Genomic DNA, 22,497 nt, shown 5'->3' on the forward strand with positions numbered 1-22,497 from the left:
GGGCCGCACTACCCAGGCTCGCGGTTCCGCCATCACGCCCGGAAGGACATGGCGCAGGAAGATCGTCTCCTCGAACGGCAGCGGGGTCAGGGGCATGGCCGCGAAAGCGAACGACGCGACCGCCCCTTGCGTCAAGCTGCCGCGGCGATCGTTCCCGTTCGATCCGAAGCCTTGGCCGCAGCGGTGGCTATCGCGGATAGCGTGGCGCTGGGGCTTCCGCCGTTCGATCCGTCGCCCGGCCGCGGTCCGACAAGGTCCCACACCAACTGATCCAGCGCCCATGGGCTGGCAGGTTTGGGAAGCACCTCGCGGCCGGCGAAGCGGGCGGGCAATTCATCTCTCGGGGTGGCCGTCACAAAGGCAAACGGGATGCCGCATTCCGAGAGGGCATCGGCGATGAGGTAGCTGGTTTCCACCCCCAGCGTGACGTCGAGCAGCGCGGCGTCCGGAGCCTCGCTGTACAGAAGCGCAATGGCGTGAACCACGCTCGCTGCCGGACCGACCACGCGGCAACCCAGCTTCCTGACGCCGTTCGCAATCAGCGTCGCGGCGGCCCACTCATCCTCGACGATGAGAACGGAGCGGGCAGGGAGGCGGCTGGAGCCTGTCATCGCGGCGGATCCCTTCACCTGGGTGGCACGCCATGCCTGTCTCGCACGAAGGGCTCAATGCCCGGTAAAAATCGCCTTAAGCAATCGTCTTCGAGCATGGCCCCGGCGTCCGCTTGCCAGCTTCGGCGCCGAAGCCGCTGCGACCATGGTCACAGTGCCGGCGATGGGATTGGCCATGCCGGTTCGCGGAAGGTCCGTCCGGCGTCACGGCCTGGGTCCGGCTGCCGGGATATCCAGAAGGGGCGGTGCTTCCAGGGTCTTCCGATCGGCCGCCGCCGCGAGCAGGAAATCGCGGAGCTGCGCCACATGCGGGTCGCGCGCCAGCCCGGGCCGGGTGCGCAGGGTGAAGACCCAGGAGCCGGGCAGCGCGATGGGCGCAAAGAGCCGCACCAGCCGCCCGGCCGCCAGCTCCGCATCCACCATCGGCGAACGGCCGAGGGCGACGCCGGCGCCGGCGATCGCCGCGCCGATCGCCTGGTTGAAGCCGCTGAACCGCACGATGCGGCCGCGGGCGGGCGGCAGGCCGAGCAGGGCCAGCCAGTGCCGCCAGGCCTTCTCCGGGCTGCTGCTTTCCTCCTCCAGCAGGTTCAGGCGCAGCAGCGCCTCCGCGCCGGTGGCAACGAGCGCCGGGCTGCAGACCGGGAAGACCGTCTCCTCGAACAGCAGCCGGTCGGGCGGCAGCACCGCGCCTGGCCGTGCCCGCAGGATGGCGAGGTCGATCCCTTCCGCCACCAGGTCCGGCGCCTCGGCCTCGACGGCCCGCATGTGCCAGGCGACAGAAGGATGCAGGCTCGCGAAGGCGGCCAGCCGCGGCGCCAGCCAGAGCGAGGCGAGCGAGCCATTGCCGCAGACGATCAGCAGCGGCCGCGGGCGCTTCGCCCGGTCTCTGACCGTGTCGCAGGCATCGGCCAGGCGGGCCAGCGCTTCCTCCACCGCCGCCAGCAGCCCGGCGCCGGCTTCGGTGGGCCCGGTGCGGCTGTGGCCGGCGCCATTGCGGGCGCGGGTCAACAGCGGCGTGCCGAGCTGGTCTTCCAGGGTGCGGATCTGATGGCTGACCGCGCTGGTGCTGACATTCAGCGTCGCGGCGGCCCGGGCGAAACTGCCTTCGCGGGCGACGGCGGCGAAGGCGCGAAGCGCCGGGAGGGGGGGCAGGGCGGCGGGCATCGCCGTTCAATATAGCTCAACAGCTAATGAAAAGCATGCGTTTGCCGCGGGGCGTCCCGGCGCCCAGCATCCTGGCAGGGGCGCCCGAGTCACGCGGGCCGCGATGGGATTTCACGCATGTATTTCGATCTTCGCCTGTGGCGCCTGACCGAAGGCCTCAGGCTCGCGATGCTGGGTGGTGCCCTGCTCGGGCTGCTGGCGCTGGCCGCCGGCATCGCGCGCTTCGCCTTCCTGGGTGTCGTCCTGGCCCGGGTCTTCGGTGGCGCCGGGCTGGCCGAGGTCCTTTGGCCGCTGGCCGGCGCGGTCGCGGCGGTGCTGCTGCGTGGGCTGCTGGACCATGCCCGCACCGCGGCGGCCCATCGCACCGCGGCCGCCGTGCAGACCCGGCTCAGGACCGCGCTGTTCGACCGCATCGCGGCGCTCGGCCCCGCCTGGTTCGCGGGTGAGCGCACCGGCGGCGTCATGCTGTCCATGGTCGATGGGGTGGAGCAGCTCCAGACCTTCTTCGGCCAATACCTGCCGCAGCTTGCCATCGCCGCCTGCGCGCCGATCGCGATCTTCGCCTTCATCGCCTTCTGGGATGTGCCGGTGGCGCTGGTGCTTCTCTCCGCCGCGCTGCTGACGTTGGTGCTGCCGGCGCTCGTACACCGCGCGGACCGCCGCGCCGCGATGGTCCGGCAAAAGGCCTTCAAGGCCTTCGGTGCGGAGTTCCTGGACGCGGTCCAGGGCCTGCCGACCTTGCAGGCCTTCGGCCAGAGCCGGAGCTACGGCGAAAAGCTCGCGACCAAGGCGCGGGCCCTCTACCAGAGTACCTTCTGGGTGCTGGCGCTCGGCGTGGTGACGCGCGGCATCACCGATACCGGCATGGCGCTCGGCGCCGCGGTGGCGCTGATCCTCGGCGCGCATCGCGTCGGTGCCGGCGAGATGAGCCTGGAGGCGTTGCTGGTGGTGTTGATGGCCGGCACCGAGATCTTCCGTCCGCTGCGCGACCTGCGCTCCGTGCTGCACCAGGGGATGGTCGGGCAATCCGCGGCCATCGGCATCCATGCGCTGCTGGACGCGACGCCGGCAGTGACGCCGGGCGGTGCGGCGCTGCGTCTCGACGGCGGCGCCTCCATCGCCTTCGACGGCGTGCGCTTCGCCTACCCCGGCGGGCGCCAGGCGGCGCATGACGGCTTGTCCTTCACGATAGCGGCCGGCGAATGCGTCGGCATCGTCGGGCCGAGCGGTGCCGGCAAATCCTCGATCCTGCGGCTGCTGCTGCGCCAGCATGATCCGCAGGCGGGGGTGATCCGCATCGCTGACCAGGATCTCAGCGGCATCGATCCGGCCAGCATCAGCGCCCAGGTCGCGATCGTCGCCCAGGACAGCACCCTGTTCCACGGCACGGTGGCGGAGAACCTCCGTCTCGGCCGGCCGCAGGCGACCGATGCGAAACTGGAGGCCGCCTGCCGCGCCGCCAATGCGCATGACTTCATCCTGGCCCTGCCCGGTGGCTACGACGCGGTGATCGGGGAACGCGGCGCGCGCCTGTCGGGTGGCCAGCGGCAGCGCCTCGCGATCGCGCGCGCCCTGCTGCGCGACGCGCCGATCCTGATCCTGGACGAGGCGCTTTCGGCCGTGGATGCCGAGAACGAGGCGGTGATCCAGCAGGCGCTGGACCGGCTGATGCAAGGCCGCACCACGCTGATCCTGGCGCATCGCCTGTCCAGCGTGATCGGCGCCGACCGGATCCTGGTGCTCGACCAGGGCCGCGTCGTCGAAAGCGGCACCCATGCCGCGCTGATGCGCCAGGGCGGCACCTATCACCGGCTGATGGGTGGCCAGGCGTCGGAACGGGCGCCGTCCGACAGCCTTGTCCTCGACCGCATCACCACCGCGCCCGCCACTGCGGCGAACGAGGCCGCAGGACCAGAGCCGCGCGACATCGCCGCCGACGCCGCGGCGATCGGCTGGCGGGAGACCTTGGCGAGCCTGATCCGCTACATCATCCCCTGGCGCGGCAAGCTCGCATTGACCGTGCTGTTCGGCATCGGCCGCGTCATTGCCTTTATCGGCGTGGGCGTGCTGGGCGCGCTGCTGATCGCCGCCTTGCGCGACAATGCGCCGATCCTGGCACTCTCGGTCGCGTTGCTGGTGGCGGCGCCGCTGGCGGGTGGGCTGCACTGGCTGGAGTCCTGGCTGGCGCATGACATGGCCTATCGGCTGCTCGCCGAGATGCGCATCGCGCTTTTCGCGCGGCTGGATGCGCTCGGCCCCGCCTATCTGCTGCGTCGCCGCGCCGGCGACCTGGTGTCGCTGGCGACGACCGATGTCGAGACCGTGGAGTATTTCTACGCCCATACCATCGCGCCCGCGGTGGTCGCGGCTCTGGTGCCGGCAACGGTGCTGGCGGTGCTGGCCATCGCCGCCTGGCCGCTGGCCCTCGCGCTGCTGCCTTTCCTGCTCTACGCCGCGCTGTCCCCGCTGCTCGGCCGCGCCCGGATCGACCGCATGGGCGGGGAGGCGCGGTCGGCGCTCGGCGGCATCGGCGCGCATGTGACCGAGACCATCCAGGGCCTGGCCGACCTGCTCGCCTTCCAGGCGGTGCCGGCGCGCCGGCAAGCCTTCCTCGATCATGTCGCGGCGTATCAGCGGCGGCGGCTCGCGCTGCTGCATGATCAGTCGCGCGCCTCGGCTGGTCTGGAAGTCGCGACCGGCCTTGGCGGGCTCGCGGTCGCGGCGACCGGTGCGGCGCTGGTCGCGGCCGGGCGGCTCGACGCCGCGCTGCTGCCGCTGCTGATCCTGCTGGCGATCGCCGCCTTCCTGCCGGTCTCCGAGATCGCGCAGGTCGGACGGCAGCTCGCCGACACCATCGCGTCCACCCGTCGTCTGCGGGTGGTGGAGCGGGAAGAGCCGCTGGTGACCGATGGCGAGCGGGAGCCGATGGCGCCCAGGGGTGGTTCGGCGGTCGGTTTCGAAAGCCTCCGCTTCACCTATCCGGGCCGGGCGCGGCCGGCGCTGGCCGGCCTCGATCTCGTGGTGCCCGCGGGGCGGACGGTGGCGCTGGTCGGACCTTCCGGTGCCGGCAAGTCCACCGTCGCCAATCTGCTGCTGCGCTTCTGGGATCCGCAGGAGGGGCGAGTGACGCTCGATGGCGTCGACCTCCGCCGGCTGACCTTGGATGGGCTGCGGCGCCACGTCGCGCTGGTTGCGCAGGACACCTACCTGTTCAACGACACGCTGGAAGCGAATATCCGCCTGGCCCGGCCGGAGGCGAGCGCCGAGGACCTGGTCCGCGCCATCGGGAATGCCGCGCTGACACCCTTCGTCGCCGGCCTGCCGCAGGGTCTCGCCACACCGGTCGGGGAACGCGGCGTGCAGCTCTCGGGCGGCCAGCGCCAGCGCATCGCCATCGCGCGCGCCTTCCTGAAGGATGCGCCGGTGCTGGTGCTGGACGAGGCGACCTCCCACCTCGACGCCATCAGCGAGGCGCAGGTGCGGGCGGCGCTGGAGGCGCTGATGCAGGACCGCACCGTGCTGGTCATCGCGCATCGCCTCTCCACCATTCGCAATGCCGACGCCATCCTCGTCATGCAGGATGGAAGGGTGGTGGAAAGCGGCAGCCACGCCGAGCTGCTGGCGCGCGGCGGCGCCTATGCCCGGCTGGTTGCCTGGCAGATGGCTGGAACAATAGCCGCGGAGTGACGCAGGCGGCCGGAGGCCGCCATCAGCCTCTGCGGAGCGAGCGTAGCGATGCTCCGGGGCCGCGAAGGCGGCCCCGCGCGCGACCGACCGTTGTCGCCAGCGCACACCCGACAGCGCGCAAGCCAAGCCGGCGGATGCCGGCGCCGGCGATTGAGGTCAGAAAAACTTCGCCGCCAGGTCGGTCGTCGAGCGCGCTCCGAGATCGTCGAAATGCTCGGCGAGGAAGGCGTCGGCCCGCGCCACGCCAAGCGTGTACAGCGCCTTCAGGAAGGCGGCGTCGGCATTGAGCTTGGAGGAAGCGCCGCTGCGCGCCAGCTCCTCCTCGGCGCTGATGGTATGGATGTTCACCCGCGTGTGGCGGCTGCCGTCGAGCTCGCCACGGTCGATCAGGTCGGTCATGAACTTGATCATCCGCATCTCGCGCATCAGGCTCGAATTGAAGGACAGCGTGTTCACCCGGTCGAGAATGGCGCGCGCGTCGCGTGGCACCTCCGGGATGTTGATCGGGTTGAGCTGCACGATCAGGATATCCGGGGCACCCCCCATGTAGATCAGCGGGAAGATCGGCGGGTTGCCGCAGTAGCCGCCATCCCAGTAATGCTCGCCATCGATCTCGACGGCCTGGAACAGCATGGGCAGGCAGGCCGAGGCCATCACCGCCTCCGGTGTCATCTCCGCATGCTCGAAGACCTTGAGGCGGCCATTCAGCACATTGGTGGCACAGACGAAGAGACGCGGCGTGACGGCGGCGCGGAGCCGCGGGAAATCCACCACGCTGGCGATCAGGTCGCGCAGCGGGTTCTGGTTCCGCGGATTCAGCTCGTAGGGCGAGAACATGCGCGACAGCAGGTCGGCCGCATGCCAGGCCGGGGAATACTCCAGCCCGCCATGGCCGGCCGCGCGATCGAACGGCGTCGGCTGGATCGGCGAGCGGGCGGCCAGCGCCGCCGCGCCATTCCAGAAACGGCGCAGCATGTCGCGCGCCAACGCCGGTCCGCCGGCCCCGAGCCCGTCGGTCAGCACCGTCGCATTCATCGCGCCGGCGCTGGTGCCGACCACCGCCTCGATCTCGATCCGGTCATCGGCCAGCAGCCGGTCCAGGACGCCCCAGGTGAAGGCGCCATGCGAACCGCCGCCCTGCAGGGCGAGCTTGATGCGTTTGCGCGTCTGCACGGCTTGATTGCTGTCGGGCATGGTCGTGCTCGCCTCGGTCATTTGTCGTTGAAGCCGATCACCGGCGACCAGCCCTGCGGCGGTGGGTCCGCCAGCAGCGTTCTGAGCCGCGTGACATAGGTGGCGCGCAGCGGATCGGCGCCATCGGCTGGCAGCGCCTCGATCCCCGCCAGTGCCGCGGCGAAACGCCCGGCCCGGTATTCGGCGACCGCCGCGGCCCAGCCATCGAGCCCGGCGCGGATCGAGGACGCGACGGCAAGGGCTGCATCCTCCGGCGCCGGCTCGGCGAGGCCGAGCAGCTCGAAGATCTCGATCGGCCGGCGCGCGCCCTTCGGCAGCACCAGATCGACGGGACGGCACAGGAACGCCGTACCGGCACCGCGCCGCGTCGCCTCTGAGATCAGGATGCCGGTGCCATAGAACTTGTTCAGCCCCTCGAGCCGGGAGGCGAGGTTCACCATGGTGCCGATGGCGGTGTAGCTGAGCCGGTCGGAGGAGCCGATATTGCCCACCACCGCTTCCCCGGTATGGACGCCGAAGCGGGTGTGCAGCGCCGGCCAACCGCGCACCACGAACTCGGCTTCCAGCTCCAGGCTCACCTGCCGCGCGCGCAAGGCGGCGAGGCAGGCCTGCGCGGCATGGCGAGGTTCGCGGCGGGGCGCGTTCCACAGCGCCATCACCGCGTCGCCGATGTATTTGTCGATCGTCGCGTGGTCGGCCAGCAGGCGCGTGGTCAACGCTTCGAAATAGGCCGAGGTGAGGCGCATCACCTCTTCGGGCTCCAGCGCTTCGGCGAGCGTGGTGAAGCCCTCGACATCGGTGAACATCACGGTCAGCGGCCGCCGATCGCCGCCGAGCCGCGCCGCCTCGCCGGTGCTGACCAGCTGACGCACAAGGTCATGCGGCACATAGGCGGCGAAATTGGCGAGTGCTGCCTTCATCGCCGCCATCGCGCCGCCGAGGCGCTGCACCTCGGTGATGCGGCTGTCGAGGCGGAGCGGATTGTCGAGCTCGAGGCGGCGGATTGCTTCCGCCTCCCGTGTCAGCCGGCCAAGCGGGCGGCCGACGCGCCAGGCCAGCAGGGTGATGCCGGCAAGGCCGATCGCCAGCGCGCCGAGGGCGAAGAACGTGCCGCGCCGGACCCCGTCCAGCACCGGGGCGGTGAAGTCGTCGAGCGGTGCCGCCACCACGGCGAGCAGCGGCGGCCCGGCGATGTCGATGACGGGCTCCATGCGCACCAGGATCGGCTGGCCGGCGAGGCTGAGCCGCGCATCCTCGCCGGGACGGAGCGCGGCCGAGGCATAGGCGGTCCAGAAGGCACGCAGCAGCGGATCGGCGGCGTTCGGCAGCGCGAGCCAGGTGGTCCGCGCGGTGGCACCCTCGCCCAGGCGCTGCACGGCGCGCGTCGGATCCTGGTGGGCCAGCAGGATGCCGTCGGCGTCGAACAGGAACAGCGTGGCATTGGGGCTGACGCGCTGGGTTGCGAGGAAGGCGCTCAGGCCTTCCAGCGTGATGTCGAGCGCCAGCACGCCGCCGCTCGGCAGCGCATTGCTGACGCTGAGCCCCGGACGGCCGAGCAGCGGCAGATCGTAGAGCGGCGAGACCCGAACCGCCCCCGGCCCGCGCGCCTGGCGGTACCACGGCGCATCGCGCGGATCGCCGGCGGTGCCGGTGAAGCGACGCTCCCCGATCGGCAACAGGTCGTCACCGAGAAAGATCCAGTGCTCCCGGCGCGGTCCTCCGGCCGGATCCCCCTCGCTCTCCCGCAGGACGAAGCTTGTCCCGATCGGCGGGCCGGCCGGGCGCGTGACCTCGGGCGCCAGCGCGGCGAAGCGCAGCACCTGCCGCAGCGTGCCGTCGGTGAAGCCAACCGAGACGCCCTGCACGGCCGGTTCGACCGCCAGGATGCGCAGCAGGGCCGCCACATCGCTCTGCCCAGGCGTGGTCGCCTCCGCCAAGGGGTGGAAATCGGGCAGTACGCCGGTGGTGGTCAGCACCGGGCGCAGCAATGCGCGGCTGCGTGCGGCGACGAGCTGCGCCGCCTGCGCCAGGCTGCGCTCGGCGGTCGCGACCGCGACCTCGCCGCCGGTCGCGCGGAACACCAGCACCACCGCCGCCACGCCCAAGGTGAAGATCAGCGCGAAGGCGGTGAGCAGCGTGACCGTGAAGCTGAGGCGCAGCCGCGGCATCAGGCGCCACCCTCGCTCTGGGCGAGTGCCGCGTCATAGAGGGCACGGGCCTGGTCGCGCGGCAGCCTATCGAGTGCCGCAGCCGCCGCATCCGGTGCGGTGTCGATGAGGCCCAGGCGCTGCGCCGCGCGGCCGAAGGCGGCGATCTGTGCACGGCCCGCGGCTTCCAGCCCGAAACCCACTCCGATCGGCGTCGCCGTCGGCAGGATATGGAGGAAGCCGAGCCGGCCGGCGAAGCTCGCGACATGGTCCGGCGCCGGGTGGCCGGCGGCGCGGCGCTCGGCGGCGAGTGCCTCGCTCAATCGCCAGCCGAGCACCGGGCAAAGGCTGCCCATCAGGTCGGCCTCCCGCGCCAGGTGCGGCAGCAGCTCAGGTCCGAGCGGCCGGGTGAACTCGGTCGAGAGGATGAGGTCATGCACCAGGGCCGCGGTCGCGGGCACGACGCCGCTGGCCGCGGCGATGGCCGCGGTCGCAGCGGCGGATTGCGCCTCCAGCCGGCCGGGCGGGCCGGTCTCGGTCCCGTCATGCAGCAGGTCGTGCCCGGCCATGGCGAGCACGCCGATCCCCGCCTGCTCGGCGCTCAGCAGCCCGGCGGCGCGGGCGGCGCCGCAGAGCCAACCCATCGCCAGTCCGGCCTCAGCCTGGTGATGACGATCGTGATAGGCGGGTTCCGCCCCGGGCGGGAAGCCCGCGCCATGCCGCTCCACGGCGGCGCCGATCGCCTGCGCCGCGTGCAGCAGCGCTGGCCATGCCGGCAGCGCATCGCCGAGCGCCCAGCGCATCGCCGCCTCGCCCGCCGCCGCGGCATCCGGCGGGCCGGCGCGGCGGGCAAGGAAATACGCTTCCGCCTCGGCCAGCGAGGCGGGCGCGGCGGGGAGGATGGAGGGCGTCAGCGCGACCAAAACGCCATGATACAAGCTCGCCGCAGCCCCGCTGTCACGACGGCGGAACGGGATTTCCGGCGGTTTCGGGCAAGCTTCATGGCGCTGTCATCGGACGTCGCCCGCGGCGCGCCGCGTCAGCCCGCGCAGACCGTGTCGCGAAGCAGCGCGAGCGCGTGCCGGGCGATCATGCGCTCCTCGTCAGTGCGGCGGATCAGCACCCGGACGGTGGCGCCTGGCGCCGTGATCTCCGGCGCATTGGCGCGGTTGCGCTCCGCGTCCACTGCGATGCCGAGGAAGCCGAGGCCCTCGCAAATCTGCCCGCGCAGCGCGCGCGCATTCTCGCCGATGCCGGCGGTAAAGACGAGCGCATCGAGGCCGCCCATTGCCGCGGCCAGGGCCGCGATCTCGCGCCGCACGCGATAGGCGAAATGCGCCAGCGCCCCCTCGGCCTCCGGCGTGCCGGCGGCCTCGATCTCGCGCACGTCCTGGCTGACGCCGGAGAGGCCCTTGAGGCCGCTCTCGTGATACAGCAGGCGGGTCAGCGCATCGGTGTCCATCGACTCTGCCTGCATCAGATGCAGCAGCACGCCAGGATCGATCTGGCCGCTGCGGGTGCCCATCGGCACGCCGTCGAGTGCCGTGAAGCTCATGCTGGTGTCGACGCAGCGCCCGCCGGCGATGGCGCAGAGGCTGGCGCCGTTGCCGAGATGCGCGACGACCAGGCGGCCGGCGCCCAGCGCCGGATCCTCGGCGGCAAGGCTGGCGGCGATGTATTCGTAGGACAGGCCATGGAAGCCGTAGCGGCGGATGCCTTGCGCATAGAAGCGCTGAGGCAGGGCGAAGGTATCGGCTACCCAAGGCTTGGCGCGGTGGAAGGCAGTGTCGAAGCAGGCGATCTGCTTCACGCCTGGGAAAGCCTCCGCGGCGGCACGGATGCCGGCCAGGTTGTGCGGCTGGTGCAGCGGCGCCAACGGCACCAGTGCTTCGATCTGCGCCAGGATGGCGGCATCGACCAGTACCGGCGCGGCGAGGTCTGGCCCGCCATGCACCACGCGGTGGCCGATGGCGATGATCGGCCGCTCGCCGAGGCTGTCGTCGAGCCAGCCGATCAGCACCGCGAGCGCCGCGGCGTGATGCCGGGGCGCATCCTCCCCATCCCAACGCCGATCCACCAGCACCTGCCAAGCCGCGTCGCGGGCGAAGAAATGCGGCGCGGCGCCGATGCCTTCGATCTGCCCGCTGGCGATCGGCTCCGGTCCCTCAGGCGCCGCGGCGAAGACCGTGAACTTGATCGAGGAGGAGCCGGCGTTGAGCACCAGGACGAGGCCCGTCACGATATGGCGCTCCCGACCAGGGAGGTGCCGGTGCTTCGCCAATGCTGGTACAGCACGGCGAGGGCGGCCGACATCAGCCGCGCATGCTCGTCATCGGCGCGGCTGGTCAGCATCACCGGGACCTTGGCGCCGCAGACCAGGCCGCTCGTGTCGGCGCCGGACATGAACACCAATTGCTTGGCCAGCATGTTGCCGGCTTCGAGATTGGGCGCCACCAGCACATCGGCGCGGCCGGCGACCGAGGAGTGGAGGCCCTTGGTCTGCGCCGCCCCGAGATCGACCGCATTGTCCATCGCCAGCGGCCCGTCGACGATGCCACCCTTGATCTGCCCACGCTCCGCCATCTTTGAGAGGATCGCGGCATCGAGGGTGGAGGGGATCTTGATATTGATCGTCTCGACGGCGGACAGCACGCCGACGCGCGGTTCTGCCAATCCGATGGCGCGCGCCAGGTCGATGGCGTTCTGGGTGATGTCGACCTTGGTGAGCAGGTCGGGCAGGATGTTGATCGCCGCATCGGTGATCGACAGCAGTGCCTCCCGCCCCGGCACGTCGAGCACGAAGACATGGCTGATACGGCGCCCGGCGCGCAGCCCGCCTTCCGCTTTGGTGACCTCGGCCAGCACCTCGTCGGAATGGATATTGCCTTTCATCACCGCCTGCGCGGTACCTTCATGCACCATGGCGACGGCCCGTGCGGCGGCGGCATGGGCGGTCACCGTTGGCTCGATGCGCACGCCGTCGAGGGGCCAGCCGATCGCGTCGGCGGCGGCGCGGATGGCGGCTTCCGGCCCGACCAGGATCGGCTCGATCAGCCCTTCCTTCGTCGCCTCCCAGGCGCCGCCCAGGGAATTGTCGTCGGTCGGCGCCACCACCGCGGTTGGCAGCCGCGGCGCACCGCGGCAGGCAGCCAGGAGCTGCTCGAACTTGCCGCGCTTGCGCAACGCCAGCGCCGGCAGCAGCACGCCGTCGGTGATCAGCCGGGCAGCGGGCGCTTGCACCGTCGCTTCACCCCCGACGACCAGCCTGCCGCCCGGCCCAGTGAGCTGGCAATCGAGCACCACCACACGATCGGCCCGCTTCTCGCGGACCTCGACGGCGACGGTGACCTCCTCGCCCGGATACAGGCGGTCGTGGAAGCGGAGCGTCTGGCCGAGATAGATCGTGCCCGGCCCGGGGAGCTGATTGCCGAGCACCGCGGAGAACAAAGAGCCGCCCCACATCGCGGGCGCGGCCGGCGCAACGCCGGCTTCCTGCTCGGCCTCATCCGGCAGATTCAACGGGTTCACATTGCCCGAGGCATGCGCGAAGACGACCAGGTCGTTCGGCGTGCAGGTGCGGACGAGGTGGGCGCTCTCGCCGACCGCGATCTCATCCCAGGTGCGGCCGATCAGCGAAGGCAGGCGGACATGCTTGTCATCGGTGCGCGACATGATCAGGCAGCCTCCACCAGGATGGGCATCTCGGGCACGTCGCCCTGGATCAGCAGCGCCGCCGCGGTCGCCGCCACCACGGCTTCGATGCTGACACCGGGTGCGCGTTCGTGCAGCACCAGGCCATCATCGGTCGGTTTCAAGACGGCGAGATCGGTCACCACCAGGCTGACACGACGGCCGGCGGTCGGCGGCAGGGACAGCTCCGGCACGATCTTGGACACACCGCGCGCCGCATGCTGCACGGCGACGATCACCCGACGCCCATGAAACCGCCGACCATGATACTGGCGCCATCCGGCACGAGGGACGCGGCTTCGGCCGCCGGGATCGCCTTGCGCATCGCCTCGCCTCCTCAGCCGACGGACCGTGATGGCTGGAGGCTAGGGCCAGCCTTGCGGGGGCGGCGCCCAAGGCGCCGCCCCGTCTGTGCCTTACTCCGCCGGCACGGCGGCGACGCCGCCGAAGCTCGGGTCCCGGGTCTCGTCGGCAGCCGTGCTGACCACGCGCGGAACCGACCGACGTTCGGCATCGAGGCGGGCGATCAGCAGCGAGGCGCGTTCCGCGCTGCCCAGCAGGGTCAGGATGGCCCCCCGCTCGGCCGGCTTCACGGCGTCGCCCAGCCGCAGGCAGCGGGCGCGTAGGTCGAGTAGGTCCTGGTCACGGCTCTCGGTCCGGCCGGCCGAGGGGGCCGCGCCCGGCAGCACCGAGCGCAGCGCATTGCCGATATTGTCCAGCGCCGCATCGACCAGCTCCCGCGCATCCGGGGAGAACTGCTCGCGCTTCACCCGGCGGGCGGTCTGGTGCAGCGTCTCGCCGACGCTCGCCGCAAAATCGGCCTCCTCGATCAGGCTGGCGACCAGATCGGCATGGGCATGCGGCATGCCGGGCACGAAGAGCCGCGAGGCGAAGGTGCGGGTGTCGCGGCTCAGCGTGTCGAGCGCCAAGTGATGCTCGTCCAGGTCCTTCGGGGCGTTGGGCGCGCCGCGGGCGCTATCGAGATAGAGCGCGCTGCCCTGCAGGTAGCGGTCGATCTCCTGCTGCAGCGCTGGCACCGCCACCGGCAGGTTCCCGAACATCTCCGCCTGCAGGTACTTCGGTACCGAGTAGTCCTCCTCATCCTCCGAGGCATCGCGGCCGACGCGGGACAGCACGCGCTCGAACACGCCGGTGAAGGGGAACAGCAGCGCGGTGTTGAAGATGTTGAAGAAGGTGGAGTAGAGGCCGACCGCGACCGGGACCAGCGGGAAGGTCTCGCGGCCGTTGATCACCACCGGCACGCCGGGGTCGCCGCCGAACCAGCCCATCGCCCAGCGCAGCACATCCATGGAGATGAAGAAGAGCGGGATGGTGATCAGCACGCCGATGATGTTGAAGGAGATATGGGCATAGGCCGCACGCTTGGCGTTGCGCGAGAGGTTGAGCGAGGCCATCCAGGAGGTGATGGTGGTGCCGAGGTCGGCGCCGAGCGAGAAGGCGACCGCGGTCTGCCAATCCAGCACGCCAGCCGAGCCGAGGCCCATGACGATGCCGATCGTCGCCGAGGAGGAGTGGATCAGCGCCGTGATGAAGGCCGCGGTGCCGACGCAGATCAAGAGACCCATGAAGCTGTCGGCGCGCAGGCCCGAGATGACGGACATCACCTCCGGCATCGCGCGCAGCGGGCGCAGGCCGCCGGTCATCAGGTTCAGGCCGTAGAAGATCAGCGCGAAGCCCATGCAGGCGAGCGCGATGTTCTTCATCTTCTCGCTTTTGGCGAAGATGTAGACCAACGCAAAGATGCCGCCGAACAGCAGCCCGAGCGGCCCGAGCGGCAGGGCGATGAGGCCGTTGCCGAGGGTGGTGCCGATATTGGCGCCCATGATGACGCTGATCGCCGGTCGCAGCCCGACGACGCCGGCATTGACCATGCCCACGACCATGACCGACATCGCGGTCGAGGACTGGATGATGCCGGTGATCAGGGTGCCGGCCAGCACGCCCTTGACGGGGGTTCCGGCGAAGCGGCCGAGCAGGTCGCGCATCCGGTTGACGGCGAGCGCCTGGATGCCGTTCGACATGAATTCGAGGCCCAGCATGAAGATGCCGAGGCCGCCGATGACAGGTACTAGGACCTGTGTGAAGAGATCGACTTGCATGGGGAATCAAGTCTCCTGGGCGGCGGTTGAAGCTTATGGGCGAAGGCGGGCCGATGCGCGCGTCAGCGCGCGCCGGCCTGGGCGGTCCAGTAGGCGGTGACCTGGCGCACCACCGGCTCCGGCAGCGGGACGTAGCCAAGGGCAGTGGCATCGCCGCCGCGCTCGGTCAGCGCCATGCGGAAGAATTCCTGGGTCATGCGCGCGCGGCCGCGGGAGGAAGGGCGCCGCGGCATCAGCGCGAAGACGGTGGCGGTGATCGGATAGGCATCCTCGCCGGCGGGGGTGGCGAGCGGCTGATGGAAATGCCGTGCCGGATCCCAGGCGGTGGTCGCCATCGCGGCCTGCAGGCTCTGCGCATTGGGCGCCACGAAGCGGCCGGCGCGGTTCTCGACCAGCACGGTGCGGAGGCCGAGGCGCGCCACCTGGCTCGCATCGACGAAGCCGATCGCGTTCTCGGTCGCCTGCACCCGCTCGGCGAGGGCGCTGTTGCTGCGGGCACCGGTGCCGGTCGGCCAGCGAAGCTGGGTGTCGACGCCGACCTGCTGGCGCCAATCCGGGCTGGCGCTGGCGAGATAGGCGGCGAAATTATAGGTGGTGCCGGACCCATCCTCGCGCCGGATGACCGCGATCGGAGCATCGGGCAGCGTGACATTTGGGTTCAGCGCCCCGATCGCCGGATCCGACCAGCGGGTGATGCTGCCGAGATAGATGCGGGCCAGCACCGCGCCGGAGAGGCGAAGCTGTTCGGTCGCCACGCCACGCAAATTCGCGACCACCGCGATGCCGCCAGTCACGAAGGGGAACTGCATGAGCCCGTGCCGGGCCAACTCCTCGGGCGAGAGCGGCACGTCGGTCGCGCCGAACTCGACGGCACCCTGGATGACGCGAAGGACACCCGCCAGAGAGCCGACCGGTTCGTAGTCGAAGCCGCCATCGACCGCGACGGCGCCACCGCCTTCGCCCTGCAAGGTGGAGAAGACCTGCCCCCAGCGCGCGAGGATCGGATGAGCGAAGGTCGAGCCCGCCCCTACAAATCCTTGGGCTTGCGCGGGGATCGCCGCGAGCAGAGCGATGGTCAGGAACAGGGCCGCCACGAAAATCCGCCTTGCCATCACATCCTCCGTTGGGCGCAGAGGACGCCACGCGCGGCCATCTGCCGCAGCGCGTTCCGGTCATGTGGACCGGCTTTTCCTAGCGCTCTCATGGAGTTGTGGTTAAGGCGACGCAACAAAGCGGGCAAATGATGCTTGGATGAAACCGTGCCGGATGCAGGGCAATATGGCAGGATATGCGCGCGTGATGCGTGTATCTGTATATGCTGACGCAACCGGAAAATCCCGATGCCTGTCGAAATCGAGCGCAAGTTCCTCGTCATTGGTGAGACGTGGCGGGATGCCGCGATCGGCCCGGCATTGCGCATGCGCCAGGGCTATATCGCGACCGGCGGCGACGGCATGACGGTTCGCGTCCGCCTCGAAGGTGATCGCGGCGTGCTGACCCTCAAGGGGCCGGGGCTCAAGACCCGCGCCGAGTTCGAGTACGCGATCCCCGCGGCGGATGCAGAAGCGCTGCTCGCCGAACACTGCGCCGGGCCGCTGATCGAGAAGCAGCGCACCCGCGTGCGCCACGCCGATCTGGTGTGGGAGGTCGATGAATTCGGCGGCCACCTCGCTGGCCTGGTGATGGCGGAGGTCGAGCTCACCGATGCCGATCAGGCGATCGCGCTGCCAGGCTGGGTCGGGGCGGAGGTCTCGGGCGACGCACGCTTCCAGAACGCCAACCTCGCACGCGCGGCTCGGATTCCGACACTCTGAGCCGACAGGGCCGATTGCTTCGGCAAGGCGCGCCGCCACCAGGCCGTGCTTCGGGTCGTTATCAATAATTCCATCGCCACGATTGGCAGTATCGACCGTCTAGCCACTCCGGAGCGATGCGCGCAAACCCTTCGCCAATCGCAAGGAAGGGGAACGTCTTGAGGAAAATCCAGCGCCGCTCATTCGGCGCGCTCTGCGGGCTCGGGCTTCTCGCTTCCCCGGCCGGTGACGCCCGGGCGCAGGCCTATCCGGCGCGGCCAGTGCGCTTCATCGTGCCTTATCCGGCCGGTGGCGCCACAGATGTCGTCGCCCGCCTCCTGTCCGAGAAGCTGACGACCAAATGGGGTCAGCCGGTGGTGGTCGAGAACCGTGCCGGCGCCGGCGCCACGATCGGCGCTCAGGTGGTCGCGCAATCGGCGCCTGATGGCTACACGCTGTTCGAGACCACCTCCGCCCACACCATCAGCGCGAGCCTCTACCGGACCTTGCCCTACAACCCGATCCGCGACTTCACGGCGATCACGCTGACCGCCACGGTGCCGCTGGTCATGGTGACTGCGAAGTCGGTGCCGGCGAATACCCTGCAGGAATTCATCGCCTGGGCGAAGGCGCAGCCGCAGGGCGTGACGGTCGCCTCCACCGGCAACGGCACGGCGCAGCATCTGACCGCGGAGCTCTTCAAGGGCAAGACGGGCATCACCTCGGAGCACGTGCCCTATCGCGGCGATGCGCCCATGATCACCGACCTGCTCGGCGGCCTGGTGCAATTCGCCTTCGCGACCCTGTCGGCCGTGCTTCCCTACATCAACAGCGGGGAGCTGAAGGCGATCGCGCTCGCGCATGGGCGGCGCATGAGCGCGCTGCCCAATGTGCCGACCTTCGCCGAGGCCGGAATGGCCGAGTTCGAATTCGCCACCTGGTTCGGAACCTTCGCGCCCGCGGGGCTGCCGGGGGCGCTGCGCGAGCGCATCTACCAGGATATCTCCGGCATCGTCGCGGACCCCGCCATGACGCGGCGGCTGGTCGAGATGGGCGCCGAGGTGAACAACCTGGCGCCGGCACAGTTCGACGCCTTCATTCAGCAGGAAGCCGCGCGCTGGGCAGAAGCCGTGCGGATCTCCGGCGCGCAGATCAATTGACCAGGCAGGAGATGGAGCCGATGGACGCGACCGAGACGGAATTGCTGGCCCGCTGCGCGGGCATCGGCGTCAGTACCTGGTCCGATGCGCTGGACGAGCTGGGCGTCGAAGGGGTCCTGCAGGGCATCACGCAGCGGAGCGGCAGCGGCCGCATCTGCGGCTTCGCGGTCACCGCACGGCAGGTGCCGGGCCGCTTCGGCGATTTCGACAAGGCCGATTTCGCGGTCGGCACGCTGGTCGCCGCCACCGGCCCGGGCAAGATCCTGATGGTCGATGTCGGCGGCGCGCCGATCTCGACGCTCGGAGGCCTCGCCTCCTTCGCGGCCAGCCAGCGCGGCGCAACCGGCGTCGTGATCGACGGCGCCTGCCGGGATGTCGATGAGATCAAGGCGACCGGCCTCTGGCTCGCCAGCCGCTGGGTCGCGCCGACCACCGGCAAGCGCCGGCTGCGGCTGCAGCCGATGGGCGGTACGGTGACCGTCGGCGGCATCCGCGTGTCGCAGGGTGATCTGGTGGTCGGCGACGATACCGGGATCATCGTGGTGCCGCGCGGCCGATTGCAGGAGGCACTGGAACAGGCCGAGCGCATCAACGCGGTGGATGCCCAGGTGGAGGAGCGGCTCAGGGCCGGCGAGAGTTTCGCCGCGGCTGCGGCGGCGGCCGGCTACCTGCCGCCGCAGAAGACCGGCGCAGCCTGACCGCGGCTATGCAGCGAGTGAGGACCGATGCCCCGCTCGTCCTCCAACTCGCCCCGATCGGCCCCTTGGCGGATCAGGGTCTGCGGGAGGAATTCGCCGCCGTGCGCCTCTGGGAACAGGCGGATGCCGAAGCCTGGCTCGCAGCGCATGGTGCCGAAGTGACCTGCGTCGCGACTTCGGTCCGGCGTGGCTGCGACGCCGCGCTGATTGCGGCGCTGCCGGCGCTGCGGGCGATCAGCAGTTGGGGCGTCGGCTTCGAGACCATCGCGACAGATGCCGCGCATGCGCGCGGCATCCAGGTGGCCAATACCCCCGATGTCCTCGATGACTGCGTCGCGGACCTCGCCTGGGCGCTGATGCTCGCCGCGGCGCGGCGGATCGGCGCCGCTGACCGCTATGTTCGCGATGGGCATTGGCGCGCGCTGGGTGAATTCCCGCTCTCCACCCGCGTCTCCGGCAAGCGCCTGGGCGTGCTCGGGCTGGGGCGGATCGGCGCCGCCATCGCGCGGCGTGGCCAGGGCTTCGCCATGGAGGTCCGCTATCACGGCCGCGCGCCGCGACCGGATACGCCATATGGCTTCGAGCCTTCGTTGATGGCATTGGCGGAATGGAGCGATTTCCTGATCGTCGCCTGCCCCGGCGGGCCGCAAACGCGCCACCTGGTCTCCGCTTCGGTGCTGGAAGCGCTGGGGCCGCGGGGCATCCTGGTCAATATCGCGCGCGGTTCGGTCGTCGACCAGGCGGCGCTGATCCGCATGCTGGAGGAAGGCCGCCTCGGCGGCGCCGGCCTTGACGTAGTGGAGGATGAGCCTGGCGCTCCGGCGGCGTTGCGCGCGAGCGACGACGTCGTGCTGACGCCGCATGTCGGCAGCGCGACGCGGGAGACGCGGGAGGCGATGGAGCGGCTGGTGCTGGACAATCTCCGCGCCTTCCTGCGCAGCGGACGCGTGCTGACGCCGGTGCGGTGAAGCGCCAGCCATTGGCCTTCTCACTGGGGTCGGCCACTCTCTCTCCGCGACAAGGGTGGGAGGAGGTCTCGTGGACAACACGCGGGTCACGTTGATCGTCGGAGCGACCGGCGCCGCTGCCAGCCGGATCCTGGAGCACGGCCAGGCGACGCCCGGCAACACGGTGGTCGGCCTGTCCCGGAACCGCCCGGATCCATCGGTCCCCTGGCTGACCGCTGATCTCAACAGCGGCTCCGGGCTGGCCGAGGCCCTGGCGACGCGGCCGGACATCACGCACATCGTCTACGCCTCCCGCGCGCCGCATGGCGAAACCGGCGTCGAGGATGTGGCGGGCAATCTCCGCATGCTGCGCAACCTGGTGGATGCCGCCGAAGCCAGCCTGCCGCGCCTCGCGCATATCCACCTGGTGCATGGCGGCAAGTGGTACGGGCTGCATATCGGCCCCTACCGCACGCCGGCACGCGAGGACGACCCGCGGCACATGCCGCCCAATTTCTACTACGATCAGCAGGACTTCATCGCCGCACGCCAGCACGGCAAGGCCTGGGTCTGGAGCGCGAGCCGGCCGAACTTCGTGCTGGATGTGGCGCCGGGCCGTGCGCGCAACATGGTCTCGACGCTCGGCGCCTATGCCGCGATCTGCCACGAGCTGCGGGTGCCTTTCGATTTCCCGGGCAAGCCCGGCACCTGGGGCGCGCTGCACGAGGTGACGGATGCCAGGCTGCTGGCCGAAGGCGTCCTGTGGATGCTGGGCGAGCCGCGCTGCGCCAATCGTGCCTTCAACATGACCAATGGCGATTGCTTCCGCTGGTCCGATCTCTGGCCTTTCCTGGCCGAGCAGTTCGGCGTCAGGGCCGGTACCGTCCGCAGTATGTCGATGGCGCACTGGATGGCCGACAAAGAATCCGTCTGGGAGGCGATCCGGCAGCGCCATGGCCTCGCCTTGCCGCTCGACCAGGTCGCGAGTTGGAGTTTCGCCGATTTCTTCTTCGGCATGGATTACGACGTGCTCGCCTCGATGACGGCGGCCCGCGCCGCCGGCTTCACGGGCTTCGTCGATAGCTGGGCCATGTTCGCCGGGCAGATCGCCGGCTACCGGGCGGCGGACATCCTGCCCCCTGCCTGATCGTCAGTGCGTCAGAGCGGTGAAGCCCGCGACCGTATCAGCCCCGGGCAACCCCAGAATGGCGGCGTGCAGCCGGTCGATCGCCGGCTTGTTCAGCAGCCCCGCGCAATTGGCGCGGAACTTGTCGTCGAGCTCGTCATCGCTGAGTGGCGCGCCGGGATCGCCCTTGGGCAGCATCACGGTCTCGCTGAAGGCGCGACCGTCGTCGAGCGTGATCGTGACCCGGGCCGGGAACTTCGCCGGGTAGAGCTTGTCGAGCTCCGGATCGGCGATGACCTCGGTGCGCGACAACACTTGGCGGACCATCGGATCTTCGATCCGCGCCGGCGCGAATTGCGCCTGGGTCAGTGTCCGGTCCACCGCCGCGACCGCAATGCAGTAGGGCACCGAGACGCGGGCTGCCATTACCGAGCCGACATCCTTGCTGGAGAAATGCGTGCCGACCGTCCTGTAGGTCTCGTTGGTGATGCGCGTGATCCGCGCGGGATCGATGGCCTCCCGCTGCACGATCGCGAGGGTCGCCTGGATCGGCGAATGGCTGGCGAGGATCGAGGGGAAGAACTTGAAGCCGTTCTGCAGGATCTCCCAATCGGTGCCGAGGCCGGCGGTGAGCGCTTCCGGCTTCGGCTCCAGGGAGAAGGCGGCGAGATAGCCCTTCGGATGCTCGAGGATTCCCGGGGGGCTGGTGGCGCCGAGGCGGGCCATCTGGGCGGAGAGCACGCCGTTCAACGCCGCCTTGCCGGGATGGATGCTCTTGGTCATGTCGCCGGATTCGAAGAAGGTGTTGAGCCCGGCGGCCTGGGTGCCGGCGAGGCCGAGCGTCCGCCGCACGCCCTCGGCATCGAGGCGGAGCGCTTTCGCTGCCGCCGCGGCGGCGCCGAAGGTGCCATTGGTCGCGGTCGAATGCCAGAAGCGGTAGTGGCTTGGCATCACCGCCATGCCGATGCGCACCGCGACCTCGTAGCCGGCGACGAGTGCCAGGATCAGCTCGCGGCCGGAGAGGCGCTCAGTCTCGGCGAGGGCGAGGGCCGTCGGCACCACGACGGAGCCGACATGGAGCAAGGCGCGCTTGTGGGTATCGTCATTGTCGGCGGCGTTGATGAGGATGCCGTTGGCCAGCGCCGCGAAGGCGGGCTGGGCGGCGATGCCGGAAGCGCCGATGACGCCGGCGCCGGGCGAGGCGGGATAGAGCGCGGCGATGTCGCGGGCGATGCGGGCCTTCCCAGGATCCTCGGCCCAGGCGGCGACGGCGCAGCCGATGGCGTCCAGGACCAGCCGGCAGGCCTGCCTGATGACGACCTCGGGCAGGTCCTCGTAGCGTAGCCCGGCGACGAATTCGGCCAGTGCCTTCGTGGTCATCACTCTCTCCGGAATATCGCGTAATCGCGGGTTCAGTCGCGGATGGCGCGCGCGACGGCCCGGACGGGCGAGCCGTCGGAGCCTTCGATGTTGAGGGCGTTGAACATGAACTCGGCGCGTCGGCCGGCCAGCGCGCCTTGGCCGCGCAGATGTTCGCAGATCAGAACGCCGTCGCGCAGCAGGCGCTTGTGCACCGGCCAGTCGAAGCCGAGCGGGCGGCGATGCACCGGCATGTCCGGCGTCGGGATGTCGCAGGCGAGAAGCTTGACGCCCTGCGCCACGAGCCACTCCGCCGCCTCTGGCGCCAGGCTCGGGTGATCCTCATAGGCGTCGCTGCCGGCGAGCAGCGACCAGCCGGTGTCGAGCGCCAGGATATCGCCAGGACGGAGCAGCGGACGCGCCGCTTCGAGCTGCGGCACGCCGATCAGGCTGTCGGGCCTGAGGCCGTCGAGCTTCCAGACGACGCCTGGGCCATGCAGGCGGGGCAATGGAATCGCGTCCAGCGCCGGTCCATCCATGAAGAAATGGCAGGGTGCGTCGATATGGGTGCCGATATGCACGACCATGCTGAACTCGGTGACGTTCAGCGGATCCGCGGGCATGCATTTCAGCCGTCGGAACACCGGGGCCGGGAAGACCGGCACCCGCGGCATGGCCGCGTTGAGCGGGTGGGAGAGATCGAGCCAGGGGCCGTCGGGGATGGATGCGGCCGGCTGCGGCAGGGCCTGCCAGCCGCGCCATCCCTGACCGCGGGTTTCCTTCGGGTCACACATCGCAGAA

18 protein-coding genes are annotated in these 22,497 nt (G+C 70.3%); 6 read left to right on the plus strand and 12 right to left on the minus strand.

Translation table 11 applies throughout. The annotated features are described in order from the left end of the window. Nucleotides 1-131: 131 nt before the first annotated feature. A complete protein-coding gene (locus GXW71_RS00705; RefSeq protein WP_211850350.1) occupies nucleotides 132-611 on the minus strand; it encodes a response regulator in 480 nt (159 codons plus the stop codon). A 204-nt stretch (nucleotides 612-815) separates the two neighbouring features. Beyond that, on the minus strand, nucleotides 816-1,775 hold the full coding sequence (locus GXW71_RS00710) for a LysR substrate-binding domain-containing protein (protein WP_211850351.1): 960 nt from the start codon (nucleotides 1,773-1,775) through the stop codon (nucleotides 816-818). Between the two features lie 117 nt (nucleotides 1,776-1,892). Between GXW71_RS00710 and GXW71_RS00715 the strand changes: the two genes are divergently transcribed. Further along, nucleotides 1,893-5,462, plus strand: coding sequence for an ABC transporter ATP-binding protein (locus GXW71_RS00715; protein ID WP_246526170.1), 3,570 nt, complete (start codon nucleotides 1,893-1,895; stop codon nucleotides 5,460-5,462). Nucleotides 5,463-5,618: 156 nt separating this feature from the next. On the opposite strand, the gene GXW71_RS00720 is transcribed toward GXW71_RS00715, so the two are convergent. The 8 genes from GXW71_RS00720 to pstS all read right to left on the minus strand — a co-directional run bounded on the left by GXW71_RS00720 (nucleotide 5,619) and on the right by pstS (nucleotide 15,725). Continuing rightward, nucleotides 5,619-6,656: a patatin-like phospholipase family protein gene (locus GXW71_RS00720; protein WP_211850352.1), complete on the minus strand. Its 1,038-nt coding sequence runs from the start codon at nucleotides 6,654-6,656 to the stop codon at nucleotides 5,619-5,621. A 17-nt stretch (nucleotides 6,657-6,673) separates the two neighbouring features. Continuing rightward, nucleotides 6,674-8,824, minus strand: a complete 2,151-nt coding sequence (locus GXW71_RS00725) for an adenylate/guanylate cyclase domain-containing protein (protein ID WP_211850353.1) — start codon at nucleotides 8,822-8,824, stop codon at nucleotides 6,674-6,676. Continuing rightward, on the minus strand, nucleotides 8,824-9,741 hold the full coding sequence (locus GXW71_RS00730; protein ID WP_211850354.1) for a hypothetical protein: 918 nt from the start codon (nucleotides 9,739-9,741) through the stop codon (nucleotides 8,824-8,826). The genes GXW71_RS00725 and GXW71_RS00730 overlap by 1 nt, the downstream gene beginning before the upstream one ends. Before the next feature lie 101 nt (nucleotides 9,742-9,842). After that, nucleotides 9,843-11,042, minus strand: a complete 1,200-nt coding sequence (locus tag GXW71_RS00735; protein WP_211850355.1) for an acetate/propionate family kinase — start codon at nucleotides 11,040-11,042, stop codon at nucleotides 9,843-9,845. Beyond that, nucleotides 11,039-12,475 (minus strand): bifunctional enoyl-CoA hydratase/phosphate acetyltransferase, encoded by a 1,437-nt coding sequence (locus tag GXW71_RS00740; RefSeq protein ID WP_211850356.1) that lies wholly within the window; start codon nucleotides 12,473-12,475, stop codon nucleotides 11,039-11,041. Before GXW71_RS00740 ends, GXW71_RS00735 begins: the two co-directional genes overlap by 4 nt. A 2-nt stretch (nucleotides 12,476-12,477) precedes the next feature. Further along, a complete protein-coding gene (locus tag GXW71_RS00745; RefSeq protein WP_211850357.1) occupies nucleotides 12,478-12,732 on the minus strand; it encodes a hypothetical protein in 255 nt (84 codons plus the stop codon). Between the two features lie 177 nt (nucleotides 12,733-12,909). Further along, nucleotides 12,910-14,613, minus strand: a complete 1,704-nt coding sequence (locus tag GXW71_RS00750) for a Na/Pi cotransporter family protein (protein WP_211850358.1) — start codon at nucleotides 14,611-14,613, stop codon at nucleotides 12,910-12,912. 62 nt (nucleotides 14,614-14,675) lie between these two features. Further along, nucleotides 14,676-15,725 (minus strand): phosphate ABC transporter substrate-binding protein PstS, encoded by a 1,050-nt coding sequence (gene pstS / locus GXW71_RS00755; protein ID WP_211850359.1) that lies wholly within the window; start codon nucleotides 15,723-15,725, stop codon nucleotides 14,676-14,678. Nucleotides 15,726-15,953: 228 nt separating this feature from the next. Here pstS and GXW71_RS00760 point away from each other — a divergent pair, with 228 nt between their 5' ends. The 5 genes from GXW71_RS00760 (at nucleotide 15,954) to GXW71_RS00780 (ending at nucleotide 20,358) form a co-directional block, all read left to right on the plus strand. After that, nucleotides 15,954-16,427: a CYTH domain-containing protein gene (locus tag GXW71_RS00760; protein ID WP_211850360.1), complete on the plus strand. Its 474-nt coding sequence runs from the start codon at nucleotides 15,954-15,956 to the stop codon at nucleotides 16,425-16,427. A gap of 158 nt (nucleotides 16,428-16,585) precedes the next feature. Further along, nucleotides 16,586-17,566, plus strand: a complete 981-nt coding sequence (locus GXW71_RS00765; RefSeq protein ID WP_211850361.1) for a Bug family tripartite tricarboxylate transporter substrate binding protein — start codon at nucleotides 16,586-16,588, stop codon at nucleotides 17,564-17,566. A gap of 20 nt (nucleotides 17,567-17,586) precedes the next feature. Next, a complete protein-coding gene (locus tag GXW71_RS00770; protein ID WP_211850362.1) occupies nucleotides 17,587-18,264 on the plus strand; it encodes an RraA family protein in 678 nt (225 codons plus the stop codon). Between the two features lie 17 nt (nucleotides 18,265-18,281). Continuing rightward, nucleotides 18,282-19,232 (plus strand): 2-hydroxyacid dehydrogenase, encoded by a 951-nt coding sequence (locus tag GXW71_RS00775; RefSeq protein ID WP_211850363.1) that lies wholly within the window; start codon nucleotides 18,282-18,284, stop codon nucleotides 19,230-19,232. A gap of 70 nt (nucleotides 19,233-19,302) precedes the next feature. Beyond that, nucleotides 19,303-20,358 carry an SDR family oxidoreductase gene (locus GXW71_RS00780; protein ID WP_211850364.1) on the plus strand — a complete coding sequence of 352 codons (1,056 nt, stop codon included), beginning with the start codon at nucleotides 19,303-19,305 and terminating at the stop codon, nucleotides 20,356-20,358. A gap of 3 nt (nucleotides 20,359-20,361) precedes the next feature. Here the strand turns inward: GXW71_RS00780 and GXW71_RS00785 are convergent, their stop codons facing one another. Both GXW71_RS00785 and GXW71_RS00790 read right to left on the minus strand, forming a co-directional pair. Next, on the minus strand, nucleotides 20,362-21,717 hold the full coding sequence (locus GXW71_RS00785) for an MmgE/PrpD family protein (protein ID WP_211850365.1): 1,356 nt from the start codon (nucleotides 21,715-21,717) through the stop codon (nucleotides 20,362-20,364). A 32-nt stretch (nucleotides 21,718-21,749) separates the two neighbouring features. Continuing rightward, nucleotides 21,750-22,490 carry a cyclase family protein gene (locus GXW71_RS00790; RefSeq protein ID WP_211850366.1) on the minus strand — a complete coding sequence of 247 codons (741 nt, stop codon included), beginning with the start codon at nucleotides 22,488-22,490 and terminating at the stop codon, nucleotides 21,750-21,752. Between the last annotated feature and the right edge of the window lie 7 nt (nucleotides 22,491-22,497).

The organism is Plastoroseomonas hellenica, assembly GCF_018129085.1.
Lineage (GTDB): Bacteria > Pseudomonadota > Alphaproteobacteria > Acetobacterales > Acetobacteraceae > Plastoroseomonas > Plastoroseomonas hellenica.